Here is a 22,183-nt window from a genome sequence, read left to right on the forward strand (position 1 = left end):
CGATGTCCTCAGGCCTGCTGCACCTGGCGAACCGGCGCTGTCATCTCGACGGTCAGGCCGTCACTAGCATAGTGCAGCTTAACGTCTCCCGACCCGGTTAGACCCATGTTGATGATCCGCGAGCCGAATCCGCGCCGCGTCGGCGCGATCGCGGGCGGGCCGCCGCGTTCGACCCAACGCATTTCGAGTTGCCCTTCATTGATCGCCCAATCGATCAGGACATGCCCCGCGGGCACGCTGAGGGCACCGTGCTTGACGGCGTTGGTGGCCAGTTCGTGGATCAGCAGCGACAGCGACATCGCGGTGCGCGCACCGATCGGCAGTTCGGGGCCATTCACGCGCACACGGTCGGCGGGGAAGGAGGCCAGTGTCGCCTGCACGACATCTGCGATCTCCGCGGCCGCCCAGCTTCGCGTCAGCAGTACGTCGTGCGCCGCCGCCAGCGCCTTCAATCGGTTGCCGAACGCTTCCATCGAGCCGCGGTCGATCTGGCTGGACAGCGTCTGCATCGCGATCGCCTGCACCACGCTCAGCGTGTTTTTCACCCGGTGTGACAGTTCGCCATTCAGTATTTCCTGACGCTCGGCCGCCCGCAGCCGCTCGACCGCGGCGCGCAGGCGATGCGCGACGTCGCGGAGGAACTGCACCTCCTCCGCGCTCCAGTCGCGGGGGGCCGCGCTGCTGACGTGGAGCAGCGCGACGAGCGTTCCGCGCTCGACGACCGGCATCACCACGAACGGGGCCATGCCATCGCGCTTCATGATCGCGCGGCCGGCGCGCAGATCCTCGACGAACGGCGTCAGGACCATGCCGCCGATCGCGACCGACGCTGCGCCGGCCTCGATGTCGTCGTAATCCACGACCGGCACTTCGAATGAATCGGCCAGGATCGTGGCGGTGGCCGCCACCATGTCGTCGACGGAGGCCAGCGCCTGCAATCGGTCACCCAGCGTGATGATCGCCGACTGCCGCTGCTCGCGGCGGACGCGGTCGGTCACCTCGGTGAACAGCACCGTGAAATAGTCGCCACCAGCTGCCTTGGCGACCCCGTCGTACCAGCGGCCAAGCGAACCGACCTGCCGGGTGAAGCGCACCGGCTCGCCGGCTTCGACGACGGAGGCGAACTCCAATACCCATTCGTCCTCGATCCCCGGAAAAACTTCGCGGATCGTGCGCCCGATCGCGCCGCCGCGTGCAATCCCGACGAGGTCGTACCACGCGTCGTTCACCTCTTCGTAGCGCCAGTCGATAATCCGGCCCGCATCGTCGCGGAGCACTGCGCCCAGAATGAAGCCTTCCTCCATCGTCTCGAACAGGCGACGCCACTGGCCCTCGCTGCGCCGCAGTTCGGCGATGGCCTTGTCGCGTTCCTGTTCGGCGATCACGCGCCCGGTCGTTTCCGTCGTGACGTTCAGCAGCCCCGCCACCGCTCCGCGATCGTCGCGTACCGGCGAGTAGGAGAAGCTCCACCACGTCTGCTCGGGAAAACCGTTGCGGGTCATCGTCAGCGGCATGTCATGAAAGGTCGCCGTCTCGCCCGCGAAGGTGCGCGCGACCAGCGGCCCGATCTCCGACCACACGTCCGACCATATCTCCTCGAGGCGCATGCCGAACGCCGCCGGATGCCGCGCGCCCAGCACTGCGGCGTACGCGTCGTTGTAGAGCAACGTCCGCTCCGGTCCCGAGGCGAGGCACATCGCGTGGCCGGACGCCATCATCAGGTCCACCGTCGTGCGCAGGCTGAATGGCCAGTCGGCACGTGCACCGAGCGGGGTGGCGCTCCAATCGTACCGGCGCAGCAAGTCGATCATGCCCGGCATTACCGTTCCAGGATCATCATCCTCCGCCGCATCCATGCCCCGCCATCGCCCCGTCACATCCGGCATCGCGCAGCCGGACTATGATCCACATCTATACCACGCGATCGATTGCGCAAAGGCGCAGGGCACGGAAGCGGCGGGATTACCGGGCAAAAATGTGCCTGAGTTGATCTGGATCATAATCAATTGCCGGCGATGCAGTCAGCCGCCGCGAGCAGCGTTGCGGGTGCGCGCCGCAACCTCGCCACACAATGCGGGTAGGGCGCCGCCATGCCGATCATCGCTCCGAGCCGTCGCCGCTGGACCATCCGGCGCGCCCGCGCACTGCTGCGTTCGCGTGGACCGACATCGCTGATGTTCCGGCGCCGGGTGGCGGTGGTGGCGGGTGCGGTGGCGATCGGTGTCATCGCGGTGCTGTTTGCGGCCGCTGCGGACACGGCGGGGGAATGGTTCGAGCGATTTTCGCGCAGCTGGTGCCGCATAACGCTCGTAACGACGCCGCTCGGCTTCATGGCGCTGGTCTGGTTGACGCGGCGTGTCGCGCCCGCGGCGCGTGGCTCCGGAATCCCGCAGGTGATCGCGGCGCGCACGCTGCCCGACCTGGGCGTCGCGACGCTGCTGACGATGCGCACCGCGATCGTGAAGGTCGGGCTGACGCTCGTCGCGATCCTGACGGGGGCGAGCGTCGGGCGTGAAGGCCCGACCGTGCAGCTTGCCGCGGCGACGATGGCGCTCAGCCATCGTTGGCTGCGCGTGCCGATGCGCGCGTCGGTGGTCATCGCAAGTGGTGCGGCGGGGGTGGCCGCAGCCTTCAACACGCCGCTCGCCGGCATCCTGTTCGCGATCGAGGAACTCGCCGCGGCGTATGAGCAACGGGTGACGCTGCTCGTCCTGTCGCTGATCGTGATTGCGGGCATGGTCGCGCAGAGCCTGGTCGGCGATTACGTCTATTTCGGTGCGATCGGCGCGACGATCCCGCTCAAGAGCGCCGTGCTGATCGCCCCGGTGGCGGGCATCGTCGGCGGCGCGGCAGGCGGGCTGTTCTCGCGACTGACGCTCGCCGTGGCACTCGCCGATCATCCGGTATCGCGGTTCGCGCGCCGGCGTCCGCTGGCGTTCGCCGGGAGCTGTGGGTTGGTCGTCGCGGTGCTGGGCGTGGTGACCGGATTGACATGGGGCACCGGCTATACCGCCGCGCACGCGATGATCGTCGGAATCGACGCGCCGCTGTGGTTCGGCCCCGCCAAGTTCGCCAGTACATTGGCGACCGCGGTCGCGGGATTGCCGGGCGGCATATTCGCGCCGAGCCTGGCGGTCGGCGCAGGCGTCGGCAATCTGCTGCGCGCGGCGTTCCCGGACGGCCCGGCGAGCGCGATCGTGATCCTGGGGATGGTCGCCTATTTCGCGGGCGTCGTCCGCGCCCCGCTGACCGCCGTCATCATCCTCGCCGAGACGACCGGCAGCCGCGGATTGATGTTGCCGATGTTCGCATCGGCGTTCGTGGCGGATTGGGCGAGCACGCAGGTGTGCCGCGAGAAACTGTACCACGGCCTGTCGCGCACGTTCGCACCGGCGCGGTGAGCGGGCGGCGGCGCATCGCCGCCGCCCGCCGCGCGATCAGAACGAGAAGCGCACGCCCGCGTCGTAGCGCGGACCAAAGTTCTGGTACGACAGCAGCTGGTTGTCGAAGCGCCCGGTGGTGAAATACTTCGAGTTGAACAGGTTGGTGCCCTCCACGAACACCTGCACCGCAGGGGTCACGTTGACCGCGACGCTGCCGTCGAACTGCCCGTAATCGCGCACGAAGATCGGTTCGTTGCCCGAACCGCCCGCCAGCTGACGCAGGAAGCGTTCGCGGCGGTTGTAGGCGATCCGCGCCGAGACGCCGTATTTCTCGTAGAACACCGTGCCGTTCTGCGAATTGCCGATGCCTTCCGCTGCGAACGACTGCCCGATCTGGTCGACGTCGAATTCGCGGTTGGTGCTGACGAAGGTGGCGTTCGCCTGCACGCCGAAGCCGCTCAGCACGCCGGGCAGCCAATCGAGCGTGTGCACCACGTTCAATTCGAGCCCCTTGATCTCCAGCGACTGCGCGTTGCGCGGACGCCGCACGCTGAACTCGCCGAAGAACTGTCCGCCGGTCTGGGTGATCAGCCCGCCGGCCGGCAGCCGCACGCCCTGCGCGTTGCCCGCGTTCAGGATCGGAAGTCGCTCGTCACCGAAGCTCTGGATGATGAAGTCGTCGACCTTCTTGTAGAAGACCGCCGCCGACAGCGTCGTCGTCGAGGTCGGATACCATTCCACCGACAGATCGGCGTTGTTGGCGCGGTACGGCTTCAACTCGGGATTGCCGCCGCTGGCGCTCAGCGTCGCCGGGCGGAGCGTGTCGGTGTTGAAGGTGGGTGCCAGATCGCCGATCGCGGGGCGGGTCAGCGTCTGGTAGGCCGCGACGCGCACCTGCAGCTTCGGCGTCAGGTTCAGCCGGACGTTCGCGGTCGGCAGGAAGTTGCTGTACGACGACTTGCGCGTGATCGATACGCCGGCCGGGCTGTTGAACACCCCGACATAGATCGTCGGATCGGTCGGCGGATTGCCGCCGGTCGGCGTCAGATCGACCAGCTGGCGCTGCTGACCGAACGAACTGAGTTCGGTATATTCGTAGCGCGCGCCGACGTTGACGAACAACGGCATGCTGCCGATGGTCGATTCGAAATCCATGTCGGCATAGCTGGCATAGACCGTCTCCTTGACCCGCGCCGACGGCTGCGGCGTCGTCGCATAGCCGTTGACCGCGGCATAGCGCGCGGCGGTCGTCCCGGGCGCCAGCTTCTGCGCGCTGTCCAGCGCCGACGTGGCGGCCGGGCTGGTCAGGAAATCGAGGTAGCGGCGCGGATCGAAGGTAAGGAAGGTCAGCGGCACCGAACCGCTCTTCGCCCCCAGCCCGTTCATCGTGAACGGCGTCAGCAGCGACGGATCGGCGAAGGTCGGATAGCCGCAATAGACGCAGCCGACGTCGTCGGCGGACGTGATCGGCACGTTGTTCTTGTCACGCGAGGTGCGTGCCAGCCCGAAGCGGAACGCCTTCAGGACGCCGTCGTCCGGCTTGAATTCGTTGTTCCAGCGATATTCCTGCACTTCTTCGGTGATATCGTTGCCGTTCACGCCCGCGATGTGCGTCTTGCCCAGCGCCGGATCGCTCAGCACGCCGGGGCCATAGCCGGAGGTGGAGCCGATCCCGCCGTCCACGGCCTGATTGAAGGTATAGGGCGAGGCCGAGCCGATGACCGCGAAATAGGACTTGCCGCCGCCCGCGTTCTTGGCGCGCGACCACGTCGCATCCAGCACCATCTTGAACTGGTCGCTGGGGTTCCACTCGACGTTGCCGCCGGCTTCCCACGTCGTCGTCTCGCGGATCGCGCCCGACGAGATGAAGTCGGCGTTGCCGCTGGTGGTCAGCGAGGTGATCGTGCGGTTGTCGTCGATCGTCGCCGCCGTATATTGCGACGGCTCGAACCAGCTGCCCAGCGCCCGCGTCGTCGAATCGCTCTTGAACTTGTTGTACAGCCCGTCGACCGTGAAGGTCAGCGTATCGCTGGCCTCGTATTGCCCGACCAGCGTCGCGCCCAGCCGGGTACGAACGTCACGCGCGTTGCCGACGTCCTGGTTGCGCGGCGCATAGACGTTTTCGAACAGCCGCGCGCCTTCGCGACCGACCGCCGTCCGCGGCAGGTATCCGCCGTTGGTGACGGAATCGATCGACGCGATACGCTTCTGGTACGACAGCGACGCCAGCAACCCGAGCCGACCGTCGGCGAACGTGTCGCTCAGCAACCCGAACAGCTGCGGCGTGAATTTTTCGCTGTTCTTCTCGTACAGTGCCTTGGCGCTGACGATGCCCTTGAATTCCTTGAGCGCGAGCGGACGCGGCGTCTGGATGTTGATCGTCGCGCCGATGCCGCCGCCCTGCAGCGACGCCTGCGCGCTCTTGTAGACCTGCGCACCGCTGATCAGTTCGGCCGGGATCAGGTCGAACGAGAAGGAGCGATTGAAGTTGTCGCTGGCGAAGCTGCGGCCGTTGAACAGCACGGTGTTGAACTGCGGCCCCAGCCCGCGGACGGTGACCGACTGGCCCTCGCCGTTGCTGCGGTCGATCGCGACGCCCGGGATACGCTGGAGCGATTCCGCGACATTGGCGTCGGGGAACTTGCCGAGATCCTCCGACGAGATCGCATCGAGGATGCCCGACGCGGTACGCTTCTGCGCGGCGGAGGATTCGATGCTGGCACGAATGCCGGTGACGACGATGTCGCCCGCGGCGCTGTCGGTCGAGGTCTGGCCGGGGGCTGCGATGCCGGCGGCTTCCGGCGACGTGCCGTCCTGCGCCAGTGCCGGCGTTGCCACGATCAAGGCGCCGATGGCGCACCCCATGCCCGCTGTGATACGCTGCCACGTGCGCGCGTGCCGGAATGGTGACGTCATGCCTTGATCTCCCTTTTGTGCCCCGCTTTGATGTCCGCAGGGTCTGCAATCGTTCTAGTAAGACAATTGGATATGATCAATATTATAAAGGTGTGGTGGCAAACATCGCGCCTGAGGCTGGGGGAGGGTTGAATGAGCGAGCCGCACGAAGACGCGGAACGGCCGGTGCGCCACGTCGTGGTGGTCGGTGGCGGCTCCGCCGGGTGGATCGCGGCGGCGCGGCTTGCGGCGGCGGTGCGACGTAGCGGCGCGGAGGTAGCGGTGACGCTGGTGGAATCGGCGCAGGTGCCGACGATCGGTGTCGGCGAGGGCACCTGGCCGACGATGCGCAACACGCTGGCCAAGATCGGCATCTCCGAAACCGAATTCGTGCGGCGTTGCGATGCGGCGTTCAAGCAGGGCGCGCGGTTCGTCGGCTGGGCGGACGGCACACCCGGCGACGGTTATTACCATCCGCTCAACCTGCCGGCGGGCGCGACCGAGCTGGACCTCGCGCCATACTGGCCCGGCGGCACGGGTGACGCGGACTTCGCGTCGTGGGTCGATTTTCAGGCGACCCTGTGCGACGCCGGGCGGGCGCCGAAGGCGATCACGATGCCCGAATATGCCGGGCAGGCGAACTACGCCTACCATCTCGACGCCGGCAAATTCGCCGGACTGCTCCACGAACATGCCACCACCAAGCTGGGCGTGACGCATGTCGTGGGCGACATCGTGCGCGCCGAGATGGCCGCCAATGGCGACGTCGCGGGCATCGTCCTGGCCGATGGACGCACGATCGCCGGCGACCTGTTCGTCGATTGCTCGGGGTTCGCCGCGCTGCTGATCGGCGGCGTGTACGACGTTCCGTTTCGATCGTGCCGGGACGTGATGTTCGCCGACCGGGCGATCGCGATACAGGTGCCGTACGCCGACCCCGACGACCCCGTCACCTGCCACACCGTCGCCACGGCGCAGGATTCCGGATGGATCTGGGATATCGGGCTATGGACGCGCCGCGGCACCGGGCACGTCTACAGCAGCGCGCACATCAGCGACGATGCCGCAGAGGCGACGCTGCGCCGCTACATCGGCCCCGCGGCGGAGGGGCTGTCGGCGCGGATGCTGCGCATCGACGCCGGCCATCGCGAGCGCTTCTGGCAGAACAATTGCGTCGCGGTGGGGCTGTCGGCTGGGTTCGTCGAGCCGCTGGAGGCGTCGGCGCTGATGCTGATCGAGGCGTCGATGGATGCGATCGCCGACCGCCTGCCGCGCACGCGCGGGGCGATCGACACCGCCGCGCGGCAGTTCAACGCCGCGTTCACGCATCACTGGGCGCGGATCATCGAGTTCCTGAAGCTGCATTATGCGATCACGCGGCGTACCGACACGCCGTTCTGGCGCGACCATGCCGATCCCGCGACATGGCCGGACGGGCTGGCCGAGCGGCTCGCCATGTGGCGCGACCACCCGCCGGCCGCGGTCGATTTCGATCATGCGCGCGAGGTGTTCGGCTGGCCCAGCTATCAATATGTGCTGCACGGCATGAACTATCCCACCCGCTATGCGCGCCGCGACGCCGCCCCCGAGGCGGCGCTGGCGAAGCGCTGGATCGCGCGCACCGAACGGATGCGCGCCGAGGCGATGCAGCGGATGCCGATGCATCGCGACCTCCTGCGCGCGGTTCGGGAACATGGACTGCAGGCGGTATGACGCGGCTGCGCGCGCTCGATCCGACGCGGCATGGCGGGTTGTCGATCGACCGGACGCGCGGCGGTGCGCAGCGCCGGCTGGTGCCGCTTGGCCGCGGCGAGATCGCGCTCGCCGCGGCCGACATGCCGCTGTGCATGGCCAAGGACGCGCAGACCGGGCGGTTCGAGCTGGTCGCGCTGACCGGGCTGGTGGAACCCGTCAATCTGTTCGTCTCGCCGGCCGGCTATCATGCCACGTACCAACCGCGCGCCGCCGGGCTTTCGGCGCTCCGGCTTGATCCGGGCGGTGCGGGGGGCGTTGCGGTCGACGAAGAGGATGCGTCGGTCGGCGGGTCGGGCGAGCCGTTGTTCGACGACGGGCGCGCCGATCGGTGGCGCGAGGCGCTGGACGCGGTGCTGGCGGGCGTCGCGGCCGGGCGCGCCCTCGCCGACGCTTACGCGCGGCGGTCGCTGCTGCGCGCGTTGACGGTGGTGCTGAAGCTGGCGGACGGGCGTGAGCACGTGCTGGACGGGCTGTATGCGGTGGCGGAGCCGGCGCTCGCCGCCCTCGACGATGCGGCGGTGGTGGCGATGCACCGCGCCGACGAACTCGCGCCGGCCGCGGTGCTCGGCGCATCGCTGGCGCAGGTCGAGCGACTGCGGCAACTCCACAATGCGCGCTTCGACGACGCCATTTCCGCGGTCCGGCTGACGACGCGCGACTGAACACCGCTCGGGAGATGACGGACCGTTGAGGTGATAGCCGGGCGGGGCGCCTAGAGCCGGCGCCTGAAGGTACCGAAGATCTGGCGCGGCGATCCGGCCTGTAGGGTGTTGTTCAACGACGCGGCGGTGTCGAAGAACTGCCCGGAGCCGAGCGCGGCGACATACCGTTCGTCCGTCAGGTTGACGGCGTTGATCTGGAGCTCGACGCCGGCAAGCACGCCGTTTGCCGGGAAGCGATATTCGATGGTGGCATCGAACAGCGTGTAACCCTCCACCGTCACGTCGCCGGTGTAGGTGGTATTGCGACGCGACGTGTACGCGCCGGCAAGATCGCCGAAGAAGCGCCCATCGTCGTAGTTGATCTCGCCCTTGCCGAGATGGGCGGGAGTGTCGACGGTGCGCACGCCTTTGGTCCGGACGAAGGCCGCGCCATTGGCGGTGTCGTCGTCGTAGCTGCGGTCATTGTACGAATAGGAGGCGATCAGCGCGGGCGGGCGGGCGACAGGCGCGTGCCGAGTTCGTACGAAGCGAACGGGTCTGAGCTCTGCAGCGCCACGCCAGGCAGCCGCGCCACCGCCTTCAGCGGCGAACTTCCCGGCGGCAGGATGTCGATCGCCTTGCGTGAGATCGTCTGTTTTTGGCGGACCTTGCCGCGGCCATAGACCACGATCTCTGCGCCTGCATCCCGGGTTTCGACCGTCGCCGCCTGCTCCCCCGGTGTGGCGCGCGCGTGCGCGGTGCCGGAGATGGCGAACAGCGCGCTTGCCAAGGCGAGCAGCAGCGTCTTGCGGATCATGAACTTCCCACTTTGTAAGGTGCCTGCGGAGATCGCCGCTGATCAGCGAGCGTTACGGCGCGGGTACGATCACCTCGGGTCGCTTCCGGTGCTTTCCCGCGACGGATTCATGACGTCCGGTCGTCGGCGGGTCGCCGATCCGCCGACGCGTGCGCATGATCTCGCTGCACGGAAGCGGGGAATCGCCGTTGTGCAGGGGGCAAGCCTTTGCCCTGCGACTTCGCCTTTGTGAGGAGCTCGACCCCCGTCAACCGCCGCTTGGCTTCTGCTACGGCGGCTCACTGGGGCCGGTGCCGCAAGGCGTTGCGCTACGGCATCAATAAAGAAGTCTATGCTGCTCCTTTCGAGCACCCATCGCTCGCGCTTTTGCCAGCGCCTGCGACCCCTTTTCACTGATGATGACAGCGTTGTACGATATCATATAGTGAAGATTTTCGCGATCATCGCGCGTATCGGTCCCGAAGTGCCGTGATGTATCATGGTGCTGCGCCAGCTGCTGGCAGCATTGTCCATCAACGAAATAATAGCCCGAGCCTGGCTGGTTTGGAGTGGAGAAATGTTCGGGAGAAGGGCGAAAGCCTCCCTGTGTGATACCGGTAAGTCGCATATAGAAGTTCACCTGGTTTAGCGGCCCTTCTACCTTGGCATCGAAATCATTATTCGATGTCGGTCCGCTAAACATCTTGTTGCGTACCTCGAAATACACGAACCCCCGTGTCCTTGAAAGATCGTGTACGTAGGCGTTGACGCGCTCCGACGGGCTTGAACGCTCCAGGTGGAAGTGATCGGCGATCTGATCGAGGCTGCCGGTTCCCATCACGGGAACGAAGTGGAGACCTTGCGTCTCTGCGAGGAGATTTCGAGGTGATACCAGCGTGCTACTGAATTTCAGGATCGAACGGTCTTGCAGGCCCATGCGCCTGATCATCGACGCGGTCTTGCCGATTGCGGAGGACGTCTTGATATCAAACATGTAGACGAGATTGCGATTGCCGATGTCAACGTCGCGCATCATATTCTCAAGTCTTTGGAACGATAGCGCGAGACATTTCCCAAGGGATCCCGCAGCCGCAATTTCTCAAGCGTTGCATCGCGCAACTTGCTGATTTCAGGATTGCTCTGGGTGTTTCGCTCGGAGCGGACGTATGGGTCGAACAGATGCCCGTTTGCGGCGAAATTGGTTGTCCGGCCCACGCGGGTGTCGTGGATGGGCCACTATGTTCCATCAGCGGATTCCCTGACGTCGATCTCGACGGCTTCGATACCGGCATTGCCCGTGGCATTGATCGCGCAAATGGAATTCTCCGGACAGTCCTGTGAAAAATTCCCACGATGTTCGACAATGATGCGAAGGTTGTGGTTGTTTGCCTTCATGCCTTCTATGACCTTGGCCGGCGAGTAATTCTGCTTCGCGGCTGCCGGGGTGCTTAGCGTCACCATCGCTACGATAAGCGCGCCTAGAAATCTTCTCGGTATCACGGTCGATACTCCTGCTTTGGGGCCCAAAGGTGGGCACGACAACCTGGCGTCGGTTATCGAGGACGCTGAAGGTATTGGGTGAAATGCAGATCGCCGCGGTCATCGGCTTCGATCTCGATCGAACCTGCCGGCACCAGGCCCGCGCGCGCGTACGCCGGGGCGAGGCGCCCAGCGACCAGTTGGGCGACCGCCGACTGTTGATCCCCGAACGACTGTAACCGGCCTTCGACGGCGCAGAGCCTGTCGGCGCAGCGGGCGGATTGTACGGCCAGTCCGCGCATCGCTCCTGCAAGCTGTCGTGTCAGTTCGCTTTCCGTGTGGCGTGCCCAGACAGGCTCCCGGCTGCGCCCGTCGAGCATCGCCGCGCGCTCGTTGACGGAAAGCGGCTCCAGATCGGGCAGCGCCGTTTCCGGTCCGCCGCCCGGCGGGACCCAGGCCGGTTTCGACACCGGCGAAGGATGCGCCACGGCCGCCTCACCACCCGCCGGCACGATCCGAATGTGTCCGTCATCGACGGCAGGCGGATCACGGTGCCCGCGCCAGAGGAGCCAGCCCGCGCACAGCAGGATGGCGAGCACCCCCGTGCCGAGCAACCCGCGCATCATGATCGCGGCCGTGGCTGGCCCGGTCTGGTCGCGACGGACGGAGACGATGGTGGTGGAGCGACAGGATCGCGCAAGGCACCGGAATCGGCGTCATAGCGGAATGTCTCGACGATCTCGTCGGTAGCGACGGTCAAGATACCCGCGTCCCGATCGTCCGTGACGGTGATCCGTCGATCGGGTCGGCCCGCACAGGCGACGATCGCACCCCCGGCAAAGCTCGTTCCCTGCAGCGGGCGGATCAGGCAAGCCGATCCCGCCGCGCTACCGATTTCGAGCCAGCCCTGCTCCGTGATGCGGTGCGTGTAGACGGGACGTCCATCCGGGGCGACAGTGACGAACCGTTCCCCGCGGGCATAGCGGCGATCGGGTGCGGTCGACCCTTTTATCCCGACCACGTTGTGAGACAACAATCCCCCGCTCGTCAGGTAATAATGGCCGATCTGCGTGCCGGCGTCGCCGGGCCAGCGCAGGTGCATGTGGACGTGCGGTGGTGCGTCGATATGGCCATGCGGGGCATTGGTATCGAAACCCATGATCTGGATGGCGCCCGATCCGTTCCGGGCAACTTCCTCGCCGATACCGAGCGTGCGCACGACGTCGCGCTGCGCAAATTCCAGTACGTCGGCAGCCCGGCGCTCCATGACCGGGAAACGCCCGGTGGCATAGGCGCCCGCCCTGCGCGCGGGATCGGCATGCTCGAAACGCAGCACCATGCCGGGCTCGACGATATGCGTCGCCACTTCGGCCGCGGTCACCATATCGAAGGAGAGCGGCGGCAACGGCACGACGATCCGCTCGTGCCCGGCGCGAAACGGTATGTCGCCTCCCTCCAGCAGCACGCGCCGCAGCGCATCGGGCTTGCCCAGGAACCCGAGTTCCAGGCTCCGCCGGTAGGGCACGGTGATCGCCACCACGGTCTCGCGCGGATTGTCCGCGTTGAAGAGCGGGTCGGCGACCGGTTCGCACGCAGGGCAGGACGCCGGATCGAAGCGAACCACCGGACCGGAGGCGGCTGCACGCTTGACGAATTTCAGGACGACCCTGACCGTGTCGGTCTCCGCTGCGGCGGCGGGCACGGAAACCATCCCCGCCGCAAGGACCGATGCCGCCAACAGCGAGCGCCTCATCATGGCTTCCACGACAGACCGAGCCAGAACGTGCGGCCGACCGGGAAGTAGTAGTTGAGATACTCACCTCCCGTACCTTGCCGGACGACAAACGGTTCCTTGCTCAGGTTCTGCACCTGCGCGACCAGTTCCAGCCCGTCGTACACGGCGTACCGTGCCTGCACGTCGACCTGCTGGCGCGGCTGCTGATAGAGATCGCGCGTCGGCGTATCGCCGTCGGCCGATTGCATCGCGCGGCCGATGCGATTGTACGAGGCGCGCAACTCGACCGGGCCGATACCGTAGAAAGCGGTCAGGTTGGCGATATAGTCCGGCTGCTGGATCAGCCCGGTCGTCCCGCGCGTCGCGGGAAGTCCCGAGGCGATACCCGCTGCACTGACGGGCTGACGATATGATCCGTCGAGCAAGGTGAAGTTCGCGTTGACGCCCAGCCCCGGGATCGCCGCGATGCGATCGACCGAATAGCCCAGCTCCATACCCTTGATCTTGGCGCTGCTCGCATTGCGCGGCGTGTTGACGAACACCGTCTGGTAACTGACCGCCTGGAACGTCGTGGGCGGCCCTTGCTGGCTGCTGGTGAATATCTCGTTCCTGATGTCTTTCGCAAAGGCAGCGACCGAGATCATGCCGGCGCCCATGTACCATTCGTAGGACAGGTCGTAATTCCACGCCTCGCGCGGCTTCAGGTCGGGGTTGCCGGTATTGACGGTCAGCGTTCCGTCGGTGCCGATCCCGAACGAGGTGCGCGCGGCATATTGGCTGTAATCCGGGCGGCCGATGGTCTTGGATACGCCTGCGCGGATCCGCATGCCGTCGCCCAGCTGGTACGTGGCAAGGGCAGAGGGGAGCCAATAGGCATAGTCGGTCGTACGCCGCGTCGCTTCGTAGCGGGTCGCGCCCCGCATCGTCGGTGCCCGGTTGGTATCGACGACCAGTGTCGTCGCGTCGTAACGGACGCCCGCCTGCACGTCGAACCGGTCTGCGCGGAACAGCAGCTGCGCATAGCCGGCCTTCGTCGTTTCGAGATCGCGGAAGTCGTCGGCGGCATTGTTGGCACGCTGGTCGGTGGCGACGAACGCGCTGCGGTTCGCCTCGAAACGCCGCCATGCCGCCGGCCGGTCGATCAGCAGATAGGGTACGGCCGGCGTGAGATAGGCGCCGGGCCGTTGATCGTGCAGGATGCCGCGCATCGTCCCGATCGTCGCCAGTCCGGCAGCGTTGGCGGAAACATGTTCGGTGTAGCGCTGATCGTAGGACAGATCGGTACGCGTCACTGCCGCGCCGATGTTCGCACCGAACCCGCGGTCGTCGCCGGTCGCGTTGACGCCGAGGTTGATCCTGGCGAAATCGACGGTGGAATCGAGATCGCGGTTGATGCTGCGATAGTAGAGCGCCCGATAGCGGTCGGGGTTACCCGCTGCCGCGGTATCGTTCAGGGTCAGCCGTGGCCGACCGCCATCGATGATATAGCCATAGCCGAACGCAGGCAGAAAACCCGCCTGGGCCGTGCCCGCGCGCGGGCTGGTGTCGTATTTGATCATCTCGCGCAGTTCGCGATATTCCGCTTTCGAGCGCGCCAATGTCGTATCCAGCACGACGCCGCTTCCGAAATCGTGTCGCCCCTTCGCATCGATCAGCCAGGTGTCGCGGGTGACGGGCTGATAGGTCAGCCCCTGTTGCAGATCGCCCTGCGCGAAGGCGCCGCTCGTCGCGGTGACGGCAGTGGGCGCGCCGGTGGGCAGGGTCAGTATCTCGTACCGGGTCTCGGTATCCTTGTCGTGATAATAGCCGCCGAACAGCGACAGCTCGGTCGCGTCGTCGGGGCGCCATTCCAGCTTCAGGTTGCCGCTGAGCCGGGTGCGCAGGTTCTCGAAGAAATAATCCTGATTGCGCACCGGGACGAGCAGGCCGCTCGACCGGTTCGGGAACGGCGTGCGCGCGCCGGCCGCGGTGAAGTAGGACCAGCCCGCACCGTTGCTGTCGCCCGGCAGTTCCGCGCGCGCCGTCGACGGCAGTCGCTGGTATTCGACCGACGCCACGATCCCGAACGTCCGGTCGGCGCCGAAACGCGCCGCGCCTGTGGCGTCCGCGCGGATCGCCGGGCCGCCGCGCCGGATCAGCTTGCCGGCGGTGTCGTTATGGCCGCCATTGGCGTTGACGACGAAGAACCGGTCGTCGCGCCCGTCGAAGGCGCTTTTCGACACGATGTTGATCTGGCCGCCCAGTGCATGCGGATCATATTGCGCGGTGACGCTCTTGATCGCCTCGATCCGCGACACGAGCGAGGCCGGCAGCATGTCGAGCCGCGCGCCTCGGAACACCCAGTCCGGCGAAGCGAGCGGAACGCCGTCGATGGTCACGAGGCTGTATTTCGGGTCGAGCCCGCGGATCGTCGCGCGCTGATAGATGTCGCGGTTCTTGGTCGGATCGGCACCACCGACGACCGAAACGCCGGTGATCCGGCGGCTGGCCTCCACGATATTCAGGTCGGGCAAGCGGCCGACATCATCCTGCGACACGGCATCCAGGATGACGGTCGAATCCCGTTTCGCCTTGACGGCCGAACGTTGCGACGAACGGAAGCCCGTCACGACGATGTCCTCGCGCGCACCCTCGCCCGCACCTTCGTCGGAAACTGTCGGCGGCGCCTGCGGAGCTGCTGGTGCGGAAAAAGGCGTTTGCTGCTGCGCCAGCGCGGGCGTGCCCGCAAGGATCGTGCTCGCCAGCAAGCCGCACATCCAACCCGTTCCGTACGCCATATCGAATCACCCCCAAAAACCAGGAGCAATATATATCACAATGTATGTTATTTATTTGACAGTTGTAGGGAGATGACGGAAACGTAGCCGGGTGAGCAGCTTAGCTGGCCGGGGAAGGACTTGGATGGGTGCCATCGTCATCAGTGCACGGGCACGCACGGTCCTTGCGACGATCAGACGTCACGGGGCGGCGTCCCGCGCGGCGTTGATCCGCGAGAGCGGACTGTCCGGAACAGCGATCTTCAGGGCGACCGAGGAACTGGAAGCGGCCGGGCTGGTGCGTACCGGTGATCCCGTGGCAAGTGGACGCGGGCAACCCAGCCACCTCATCCACATCGTTCCCGACGCTGCCTTCGCGCTGGGCCTGTCCGTGATGACGGACCGCGCCGATGTCGTGCTGCTCGATCTGGCTGGTCGTGTGCGGGCGCAGCGCGAGATCACCGTCGCGGGCATGCCCCGGGCGGCGCTGCTCGATGCTGCGGTCGCATTCGGGACTGCGGCGTTGCAGCCGCTCGGGATACCGCCGGGCAGATTGAAGGGGATGGGGATCGCGGTTGCCGGCTATTTCGTCGCACCCGGGACGGTCAACCCCGGTGAGGAGCTGAATGACTGGGCGCTGGTCGACCTGCACGCGGCCGCCGCGCGCCAGCTTGCCCTGCCGGTCGCGATCGAGAACATCGCCAGTGCCGCCGCGCTGGGCGAGCGACTGCTCGGCAGCGGCGCGCGCTATGCCAGTTCCTGTTACGTCAACGTCGCGGGCGGGTTCGGTGCCGGCGTGATCGTCGACGGCGTGCTGCTTCGTGGATACCATGGCAATGCCGGCGAGGTTGCGGGACTGTTCCCGCTCGCCGGGCGCGTCACGCCCAATCTGGCCACCTTGCGGCATTGTCTGGACGATCATGGTGTCGCGACTGCCGGTATCGCCGACATGATCGCCCGTTTCGATCCGGCATGGCCGGGGATCGAAACCTGGCTGGAGCAGCATCAGCCGAGCTTTTCCTATCTATTTGGAGCGCTCCGCTACACGCTGGATTGCGAGGCGATCATCCTGGGCGGGCGGCTGCCGCGTGTTCTCGCGCAGCGGATCGTCGCCGCGGTCGACTGGCCCGAAGCGCAGTTGCCCGCCCGCCGCGAGCGGCGCGCGCCTATGACGAAGCTGGACGTCGCGGTGCTGGAGCCCGAGCTTGCCGGCCCGCTGGGCGCGGCGGCGCTGGTTTTCCATCGGACCCTGTTTGACTGACGGCAAAGGCCAGCGCGAGCGCGGTCGACGCAATGGCAAGAAGGGCGAGCGGCATCAACAGCGACGGCGGCGACCCGGGATCGACGAGTGTCACGCGGTACGGGGAGCGCGCCATGACCCGGCCGATCAACAGCATCGCCGCGGCTTGCGCCAACTTCGACACGCACGTGAACGTACCGACATAGCCGGTCGCGCCGCCTGCGGCAGCGTGGGTCATCATCGCGGTCCAGAGCGCGAGCCACAGCCAACCCGTGGCGATACCGAACCCCAGCCCTGCGAGACCGCTGCCGAGCGGCGACGGCCATGCCAGTCCGAGCGAGGCGAGCGTCGAGACCAGCGCAGCAAGGACCAGCATGCCCGCGGCAGACACCCGGCGCCGGCCCGCGAACCACAGGAACTGGCTGGCCAGCCCTCCGGTCGCCGCCCAGACCATGATGCCCATGCCCCGCCCGGCGAACGTCGCCTGATAGGGCTCCAGGGTCCGGAACGTCGCACCGGCGGCCATCATCACCGCCAGAGCCGCCAGTACACCCCCGAACGACAATGACGGGATGGGAGCGATCTCGGCAGGCGTATCCCCCGTCTCGTCGGGCCTGCAGGTCCGCGCAAGCCACCATGCCGAGCCGCAGGCGAGCACCGCGAGGCACGTCGCCCACGTGAGCCACGCGACGGGTCCTTCCCCCCGTACCAGCAACGGGGCCGCGATCCCGCCGACTGCGAGACCGGCAATCCCGGACGCGATGTTGCGTTTGGCAAGCAACGCCTGGCGAGTTTCGACGGAGAACCCGGCAAGGGCGACGACAGCGTTTTGCGGCACGTCGAGAAACGGATAGCTTGCGCGGAAACCCAGGAGCATGAACAGCGCCCAGCCAAGCCGCTGATCGTGCGCGATCAACGGCGTCGCGCAGACCAGCAGGAAGAACAGACAGGTCACCGGCGCCCCCCATGCCTGACGTCGCATGGCATCGACGGTGCTGACCACCAATGTCCGCCAGCGCCGCCCGATCCCGGCATCGACCGCGCCGTTGAGCACCAGCGAGGCGGCCATGATCAGGCTCATCTCCGCCATGCTCAATCCGCACGCTTCGGTCAGAAAGAAGCCGAACAGCAACGTGCTGGCGTGCCAGAGCTGGCTTTTGGCGAAATGCGCGAAAAGGTAGGACGACATAGCCGTTAGATCTCGCCGTCCCCGTCGCCCTGCCTGAATGAAGGCGGTCGTGCCTTCCTTTACGGAAATTGCGCTCACCCGACCATCAGGATGGACGCTAGCCGAAATTTGTGTGCCTTTTATGTACGCGGATGGAAGGTTGCGGTGATCCTGCCGCGATGAAGGCCATCCGAGCCGGCGGCCTCTATTTTCCGAGGAATTTCGCCCGACGGTTCGCCTGTCCGTCGCGTTCCAATGCGCGTCGGGGACGTCGCCGCGTTCGACGGCGGGTATGCGGAACACCCTTCCTGCAACGGCCGGGCGGCGTTCCGCCAGCGCAGATGTTGCATTTCCCATGCTTGCCAAGCGGCGCGGGCGACCGCACTCGTTAGTTCCTGATATACCACGACATGGACAAACCGCCTCATGGACACGCCCCGATCGGCATCGATTCCCCGAAAAAGAGAAGAAAGCCTGCTTGAACGAACATATAAATGCGGTACTGATATTTCATAAGCGCATGGAGCGCGATTGCACGGGGGGGATAATGAAGGCTCGAGTAGCACTTTTGCGCGGCGCGGCGTTCGTCGCACTTTTGAGTTCCGAAGCAGCTTATGCCAAAGCTGGGCCTGAGACGACGCAAGCCGGCACCGCAGGCGCCGCGTCCGAGGGCGTTCAAGTTGGTGTGCCGGCGGCCGGTGCGCAGGCGCCGGATACGCGTGCATCCGATGCGACCGATTCTCCGGGAGCGGATATTATCGTCACCGGATTGCGCGCGAGCCAGCAAGCTTCGATCGAACTGAAGCGCCAGGCCGTCAACCAGGTGGACTCGATCACCACCCAGGACATCGGCAAGTTACCCGAGCAGAACGTCGCGGAATCGCTGCAGCGCATTCCCGGCGTGACGATCAGTCGCAACGGGGGCGACGGTCAGTTCGTGTCGGTGCGCGGCCTCGGCCCGCAGTTCAACGTGGTGACGCTGAACGGTCGCGTGCTCGCCACCGACAACATCGGACGCGAGTTCAGCTTTGACATCCTGCCCTCCGAGCTGATCGCCGGGGCCGATGTGTTCAAAAGCCCGAATGCGCGCATCAACGGTGCCAGCATCGGTGCGACCATCGACGTGCGCACGTTGCGGCCCCTTACCCAGAAGGCCTTCGTCCTCGCCGGGTCGTTCGACATGCAGTACGACGACCTGCCCGGCCAGTGGAACCCGCGTGCTTCGGGCGTGGTGAGCTGGCACAATGACGACAACACCATCGGCGCCTCGCTGGTCGCATCCTACCAGAAGCGCAACGTACGGATCGACTCGTTCGATATCGGCGCCGGCTGGGTTCGGCACAGCAACAACGACAGCTATTATGCCGGGCGTGTGGCGCCGTCGCTGGGGTCGTTCACGAACGTCGTGATGCCTTCCAACATCTCGCCGACCGTCAGCTTCTCCGACCGCGAGCGCATCGGGCTGAGCGGCACCATCCAGGCCGAGGCCAGTGAGGAACTGACGTTCACCGGCGACGGCTTCTTCTCGCATCTCCGGCAGCTCGACACGGCAAGCGGCATCGCTTTCGACTTCAGCGGCGGCACGCTGGCGGCGATGACGGTCGGCGACGACAATCGCGCGGTATTCCAGCGCTTCACCGGCGGCTTCGTCGACCAGATCGTCACCCGTTATCCGCGCAAGGCCGACACTTATCTGATCGGCGGCAACCTGGCGTGGGATCACGGCCCGATCAAGCTGGTCGCCGACCTCGCGGCGTCACGCGCCACGCGCCGTGGCAATGAAGACCAGTATTTCTCCACCATTCGCCGCACCAATTCGACGCTGGAGTGGGACAGCCGGACCGGCACGAACATCTTCGATACCAGGTTCAGCAATCCCGGTTATGCCAACGCGGCCGTCGACCGGAACAACGTCGGTGCGCATTTCGAGTTCGCGGGCGGCACGAACACCACCGACAAGACGCTTGAGGCGCATCTGGATGGCGAGTGGGCTCCGACGGATGCGGTCAAGATCTCGTTCGGCGGCGCCCGACAGAACCGCGACAAGACCGCAAGCAACGTCTCGCAGCCGGGCGCGTCGCAATGCGCGTTCTGTGGTGGCACGGTCTACTCGCCGCTGCCTGCCTCGTTGTTCTCCGCCACCCCGTCCGACTGGTTCCCCGGCTACAAGGGCGATACCGTACGCCAGTGGGTCATCTACGATCCGCGCGAAATGGCCAACACCCTGTCGGCGTTCCGCAGCAATTCACCGGGCTTTGCCGGCTATCAGCGTCCCGTGGCGGATCCCGCACAAAGCTCGATCGTCAAGGAGCGTGTCTGGGTCGGCTATCTGATGTTCGACGTAAAGACCGATCTGGGTGACATGCCGCTGGCGATCAACACCGGCGTCCGCTTCGAGGACACCAGCTTCACCTCGGACGGCGCGGCGCAGACGATCCTCAGCGCGCGCTCGAACGGCCAGGGGCAGAATATCATCGCCCTCTCGCCGGTCGTGCCGATCGGCTTCGAGGGGCATTATTCGGACCTGCTGCCGTCGTTCAACGCCCGCCTCGATGTGACCGATACGCTCGTCGTCCGCGCCGATGCCTCGCGGGTGATGAGTCGCCCGACGCTGACCGATCTGTCTCCGGCGCAGAACATCCTCTCGAATCCGGGTAACGAGCAGATCACGCGCGGCAACCCGAACCTGTTGCCGTTCCGCGCGTCGCAGATCGGTGCGGCGCTCGAATGGTACATCGACCGCTACTCGCTGCTGTCGGGTGCACTGTTCTACAAGAGCATCGACAGCTTCGTCGCGCGCACGACCACGGCGCAGACCGTTGATCAGGTCACCTTCCAGGTCACCACCCCGACCAACGGCAAGGGTGCGACCGTCAAGGGCTTCGAGGTCAATTACCGTCAGGCGTTCCGCAACCTGCCGTCGCCGCTCGACGGTCTGGGCATTCAGGCCAACTACACCTACACGGCAAGCAACGCCAATTACGCCAATCAGGTCACCGGAACGAGCTATGGCCTGGAGGGACTTTCGAAGAATTCCTATAGTCTGGTAGGATTCTACGAGAAGTATGGCGTGCAGGCGCGCGTCGCCTACAGCTGGCGTGACCGCTACCTGATCCAGGCCAGCGGGCGCAACGGGCTTCCGCTCTACTCGAACAGCTACGGGCAGGTCGACGCCAGTCTGATGTACGAAATAAACCCGCACCTCACGTTGAGCGTCAACGCTCTAAACCTCAACAATGCGAAGGAGTTCACCTACTCCGACGTACCCGAACAGGTGTTCAGCTACCGTTTGACCGGTCGGCGATACCTGGTTGGTATCCGGGCGAAGTTCTGATCCTGGGCGGGCGCGATCCGAGCAGGAGGTCGGCGGATACCTTCCGGCCTCCGATCGCGCCCGTGTGGCGCAGCCCCGACTTCTACCATGACGTTGTTCCGGTGTAATTCCGGGAAGCGCTGGCGGACGAAGGACTTGCGCGTGCCGGCATGCCGCTGTCGGACGCACCGCCATTGTCGATCCGGCAATGGCGGTGCGTCGAGCGCAGTTCGATCTATCCGGGCATCGAAGCCGCCCTCCGGGTGGCCGAGGCCGGCCGTGAAGACGCAGTTCTGCGACAGGCATAGCCCACGATCCCGAAACCGGCCAGCATCAGTAGCCATGTTGCCGGCTCGGGCACGGCGGCTGCCGACCGAATGGTCATCTCGCCGCGGCCCATGGCGTCACCGATGTTGGTGGAGAACGTCATAGCCATGCCCTCTCCAGGGTTCATGCGCCCGCCTGCGGACAGCAGCGAAGTTCCGTAGCCCGACAAAAGCATGTCGCCGAACTGCATCGCAATCCCGCCGCCCTGAAGTTCCGAAAAGAAGGAGACGGTTGGCGCTGCCAAGTCGATGCGCTGCCCACCTAACCTGTATTCAAATGAGGATACGACGACGGGACTATGTACGAGCGCATCGTCAACGGTGAAGTCGAAAGAAAAACTGCTGTCGGGCGAGGTCGCCGCACTCGCCATTGTGTCGCGGTCCCAGGCCCCCGAACCGATAACCTGCATCAGGGCGGCTTGTGCAGTGGCCGGCCAGCACAGCGACATCGCAGCCGCCAGCGTCAATCCCAAACGCGGAACCTTCATAAATCCCCTCCTGTGTCTCTCAACCGTTGGCACGCGCTGATCGAGTGCGTGTCCGGCCTGATTCTGATATTCCAGATATCTGTTTACAGCAAGAAACAATGGACATAGTAATTTCACGTCAACGATGCCTGTTCACAAAGTGCGTAATGTTGATATAATTGGCAGAGGATGTTGAAGAACATGGGAAAACTCGCAATCCGCGGCGCCT

Annotated in this window: 16 protein-coding genes; 5 read left to right on the top strand and 11 right to left on the bottom strand. The window is 65.7% G+C overall.

All coding sequences use genetic code 11. The features are described from left to right. Window positions 1-8: 8 nt before the first annotated feature. Window positions 9-1,811 carry a PAS domain-containing sensor histidine kinase gene (locus SPHPHY_RS18845; RefSeq protein WP_196802096.1) on the bottom strand — a complete coding sequence of 601 codons (1,803 nt, stop codon included), beginning with the start codon at window positions 1,809-1,811 and terminating at the stop codon, window positions 9-11. A 279-nt stretch (window positions 1,812-2,090) separates the two neighbouring features. On the opposite strand from SPHPHY_RS18845, the gene SPHPHY_RS0101720 reads away from it, so the two are divergent. After that, window positions 2,091-3,401 (top strand): chloride channel protein, encoded by a 1,311-nt coding sequence (locus tag SPHPHY_RS0101720; protein WP_022684989.1) that lies wholly within the window; start codon window positions 2,091-2,093, stop codon window positions 3,399-3,401. 36 nt (window positions 3,402-3,437) lie between these two features. On the opposite strand, the gene SPHPHY_RS0101725 is transcribed toward SPHPHY_RS0101720, so the two are convergent. Continuing rightward, window positions 3,438-6,299 carry a TonB-dependent receptor gene (locus SPHPHY_RS0101725; RefSeq protein WP_028056367.1) on the bottom strand — a complete coding sequence of 954 codons (2,862 nt, stop codon included), beginning with the start codon at window positions 6,297-6,299 and terminating at the stop codon, window positions 3,438-3,440. Between the two features lie 132 nt (window positions 6,300-6,431). Here SPHPHY_RS0101725 and SPHPHY_RS0101730 point away from each other — a divergent pair, with 132 nt between their 5' ends. After that, entirely contained in the window at window positions 6,432-7,991 is a 1,560-nt protein-coding gene (locus SPHPHY_RS0101730; RefSeq protein ID WP_022684991.1) for a tryptophan halogenase family protein, read from the top strand. Continuing rightward, the gene (locus tag SPHPHY_RS0101735) at window positions 7,988-8,695 is read left to right on the top strand and encodes a SapC family protein (RefSeq protein ID WP_022684992.1); all 708 of its coding nucleotides are present in this window, start codon (window positions 7,988-7,990) and stop codon (window positions 8,693-8,695) included. Before SPHPHY_RS0101730 ends, SPHPHY_RS0101735 begins: the two co-directional genes overlap by 4 nt. A gap of 50 nt (window positions 8,696-8,745) precedes the next feature. Here the strand turns inward: SPHPHY_RS0101735 and SPHPHY_RS22410 are convergent, their stop codons facing one another. The 7 genes from SPHPHY_RS22410 to SPHPHY_RS0101775 form a co-directional block, all read right to left on the bottom strand. Next, window positions 8,746-9,180 (bottom strand): TonB-dependent receptor domain-containing protein, encoded by a 435-nt coding sequence (locus SPHPHY_RS22410; protein ID WP_331271026.1) that lies wholly within the window; start codon window positions 9,178-9,180, stop codon window positions 8,746-8,748. Beyond that, window positions 9,177-9,491 carry a hypothetical protein gene (locus SPHPHY_RS22415; protein ID WP_022684994.1) on the bottom strand — a complete coding sequence of 105 codons (315 nt, stop codon included), beginning with the start codon at window positions 9,489-9,491 and terminating at the stop codon, window positions 9,177-9,179. The genes SPHPHY_RS22410 and SPHPHY_RS22415 overlap by 4 nt, the downstream gene beginning before the upstream one ends. Window positions 9,492-9,807: 316 nt before the next feature. Next, window positions 9,808-10,506 carry a hypothetical protein gene (locus SPHPHY_RS0101755; protein ID WP_022684995.1) on the bottom strand — a complete coding sequence of 233 codons (699 nt, stop codon included), beginning with the start codon at window positions 10,504-10,506 and terminating at the stop codon, window positions 9,808-9,810. Window positions 10,507-10,706: 200 nt separating this feature from the next. Then, window positions 10,707-10,928 carry a hypothetical protein gene (locus SPHPHY_RS0101760; protein WP_156024963.1) on the bottom strand — a complete coding sequence of 74 codons (222 nt, stop codon included), beginning with the start codon at window positions 10,926-10,928 and terminating at the stop codon, window positions 10,707-10,709. 95 nt (window positions 10,929-11,023) lie between these two features. Continuing rightward, window positions 11,024-11,575 (bottom strand): hypothetical protein, encoded by a 552-nt coding sequence (locus SPHPHY_RS0101765; protein WP_156024964.1) that lies wholly within the window; start codon window positions 11,573-11,575, stop codon window positions 11,024-11,026. Continuing rightward, a complete protein-coding gene (locus SPHPHY_RS18850) occupies window positions 11,572-12,702 on the bottom strand; it encodes a hypothetical protein (protein WP_022684998.1) in 1,131 nt (376 codons plus the stop codon). The genes SPHPHY_RS0101765 and SPHPHY_RS18850 overlap by 4 nt, the downstream gene beginning before the upstream one ends. Further along, window positions 12,702-15,440 (bottom strand): TonB-dependent receptor, encoded by a 2,739-nt coding sequence (locus SPHPHY_RS0101775; protein WP_022684999.1) that lies wholly within the window; start codon window positions 15,438-15,440, stop codon window positions 12,702-12,704. Before SPHPHY_RS0101775 ends, SPHPHY_RS18850 begins: the two co-directional genes overlap by 1 nt. Window positions 15,441-15,585: 145 nt before the next feature. Between SPHPHY_RS0101775 and SPHPHY_RS18855 the strand changes: the two genes are divergently transcribed. Beyond that, window positions 15,586-16,701 (top strand): ROK family transcriptional regulator, encoded by a 1,116-nt coding sequence (locus SPHPHY_RS18855; RefSeq protein ID WP_022685000.1) that lies wholly within the window; start codon window positions 15,586-15,588, stop codon window positions 16,699-16,701. Here SPHPHY_RS18855 and SPHPHY_RS0101785 read toward each other — a convergent pair. Next, window positions 16,607-17,812, bottom strand: a complete 1,206-nt coding sequence (locus SPHPHY_RS0101785) for an MFS transporter (RefSeq protein ID WP_156024965.1) — start codon at window positions 17,810-17,812, stop codon at window positions 16,607-16,609. The two genes, SPHPHY_RS18855 and SPHPHY_RS0101785, sit on opposite strands and share 95 nt — an antisense overlap. Before the next feature lie 583 nt (window positions 17,813-18,395). Here SPHPHY_RS0101785 and SPHPHY_RS0101790 point away from each other — a divergent pair. Beyond that, window positions 18,396-21,182 (top strand): TonB-dependent receptor, encoded by a 2,787-nt coding sequence (locus tag SPHPHY_RS0101790; protein ID WP_028056369.1) that lies wholly within the window; start codon window positions 18,396-18,398, stop codon window positions 21,180-21,182. A gap of 214 nt (window positions 21,183-21,396) precedes the next feature. Here SPHPHY_RS0101790 and SPHPHY_RS0101795 read toward each other — a convergent pair whose 3' ends face one another. Further along, window positions 21,397-21,975 (bottom strand): PEPxxWA-CTERM sorting domain-containing protein, encoded by a 579-nt coding sequence (locus SPHPHY_RS0101795; protein WP_081645198.1) that lies wholly within the window; start codon window positions 21,973-21,975, stop codon window positions 21,397-21,399. Window positions 21,976-22,183 lie beyond the last annotated feature (208 nt).

Source organism: Sphingomonas phyllosphaerae 5.2, assembly GCF_000419605.1.
Classification (GTDB): Bacteria; Pseudomonadota; Alphaproteobacteria; order Sphingomonadales; family Sphingomonadaceae; genus Sphingomonas; species Sphingomonas phyllosphaerae_B.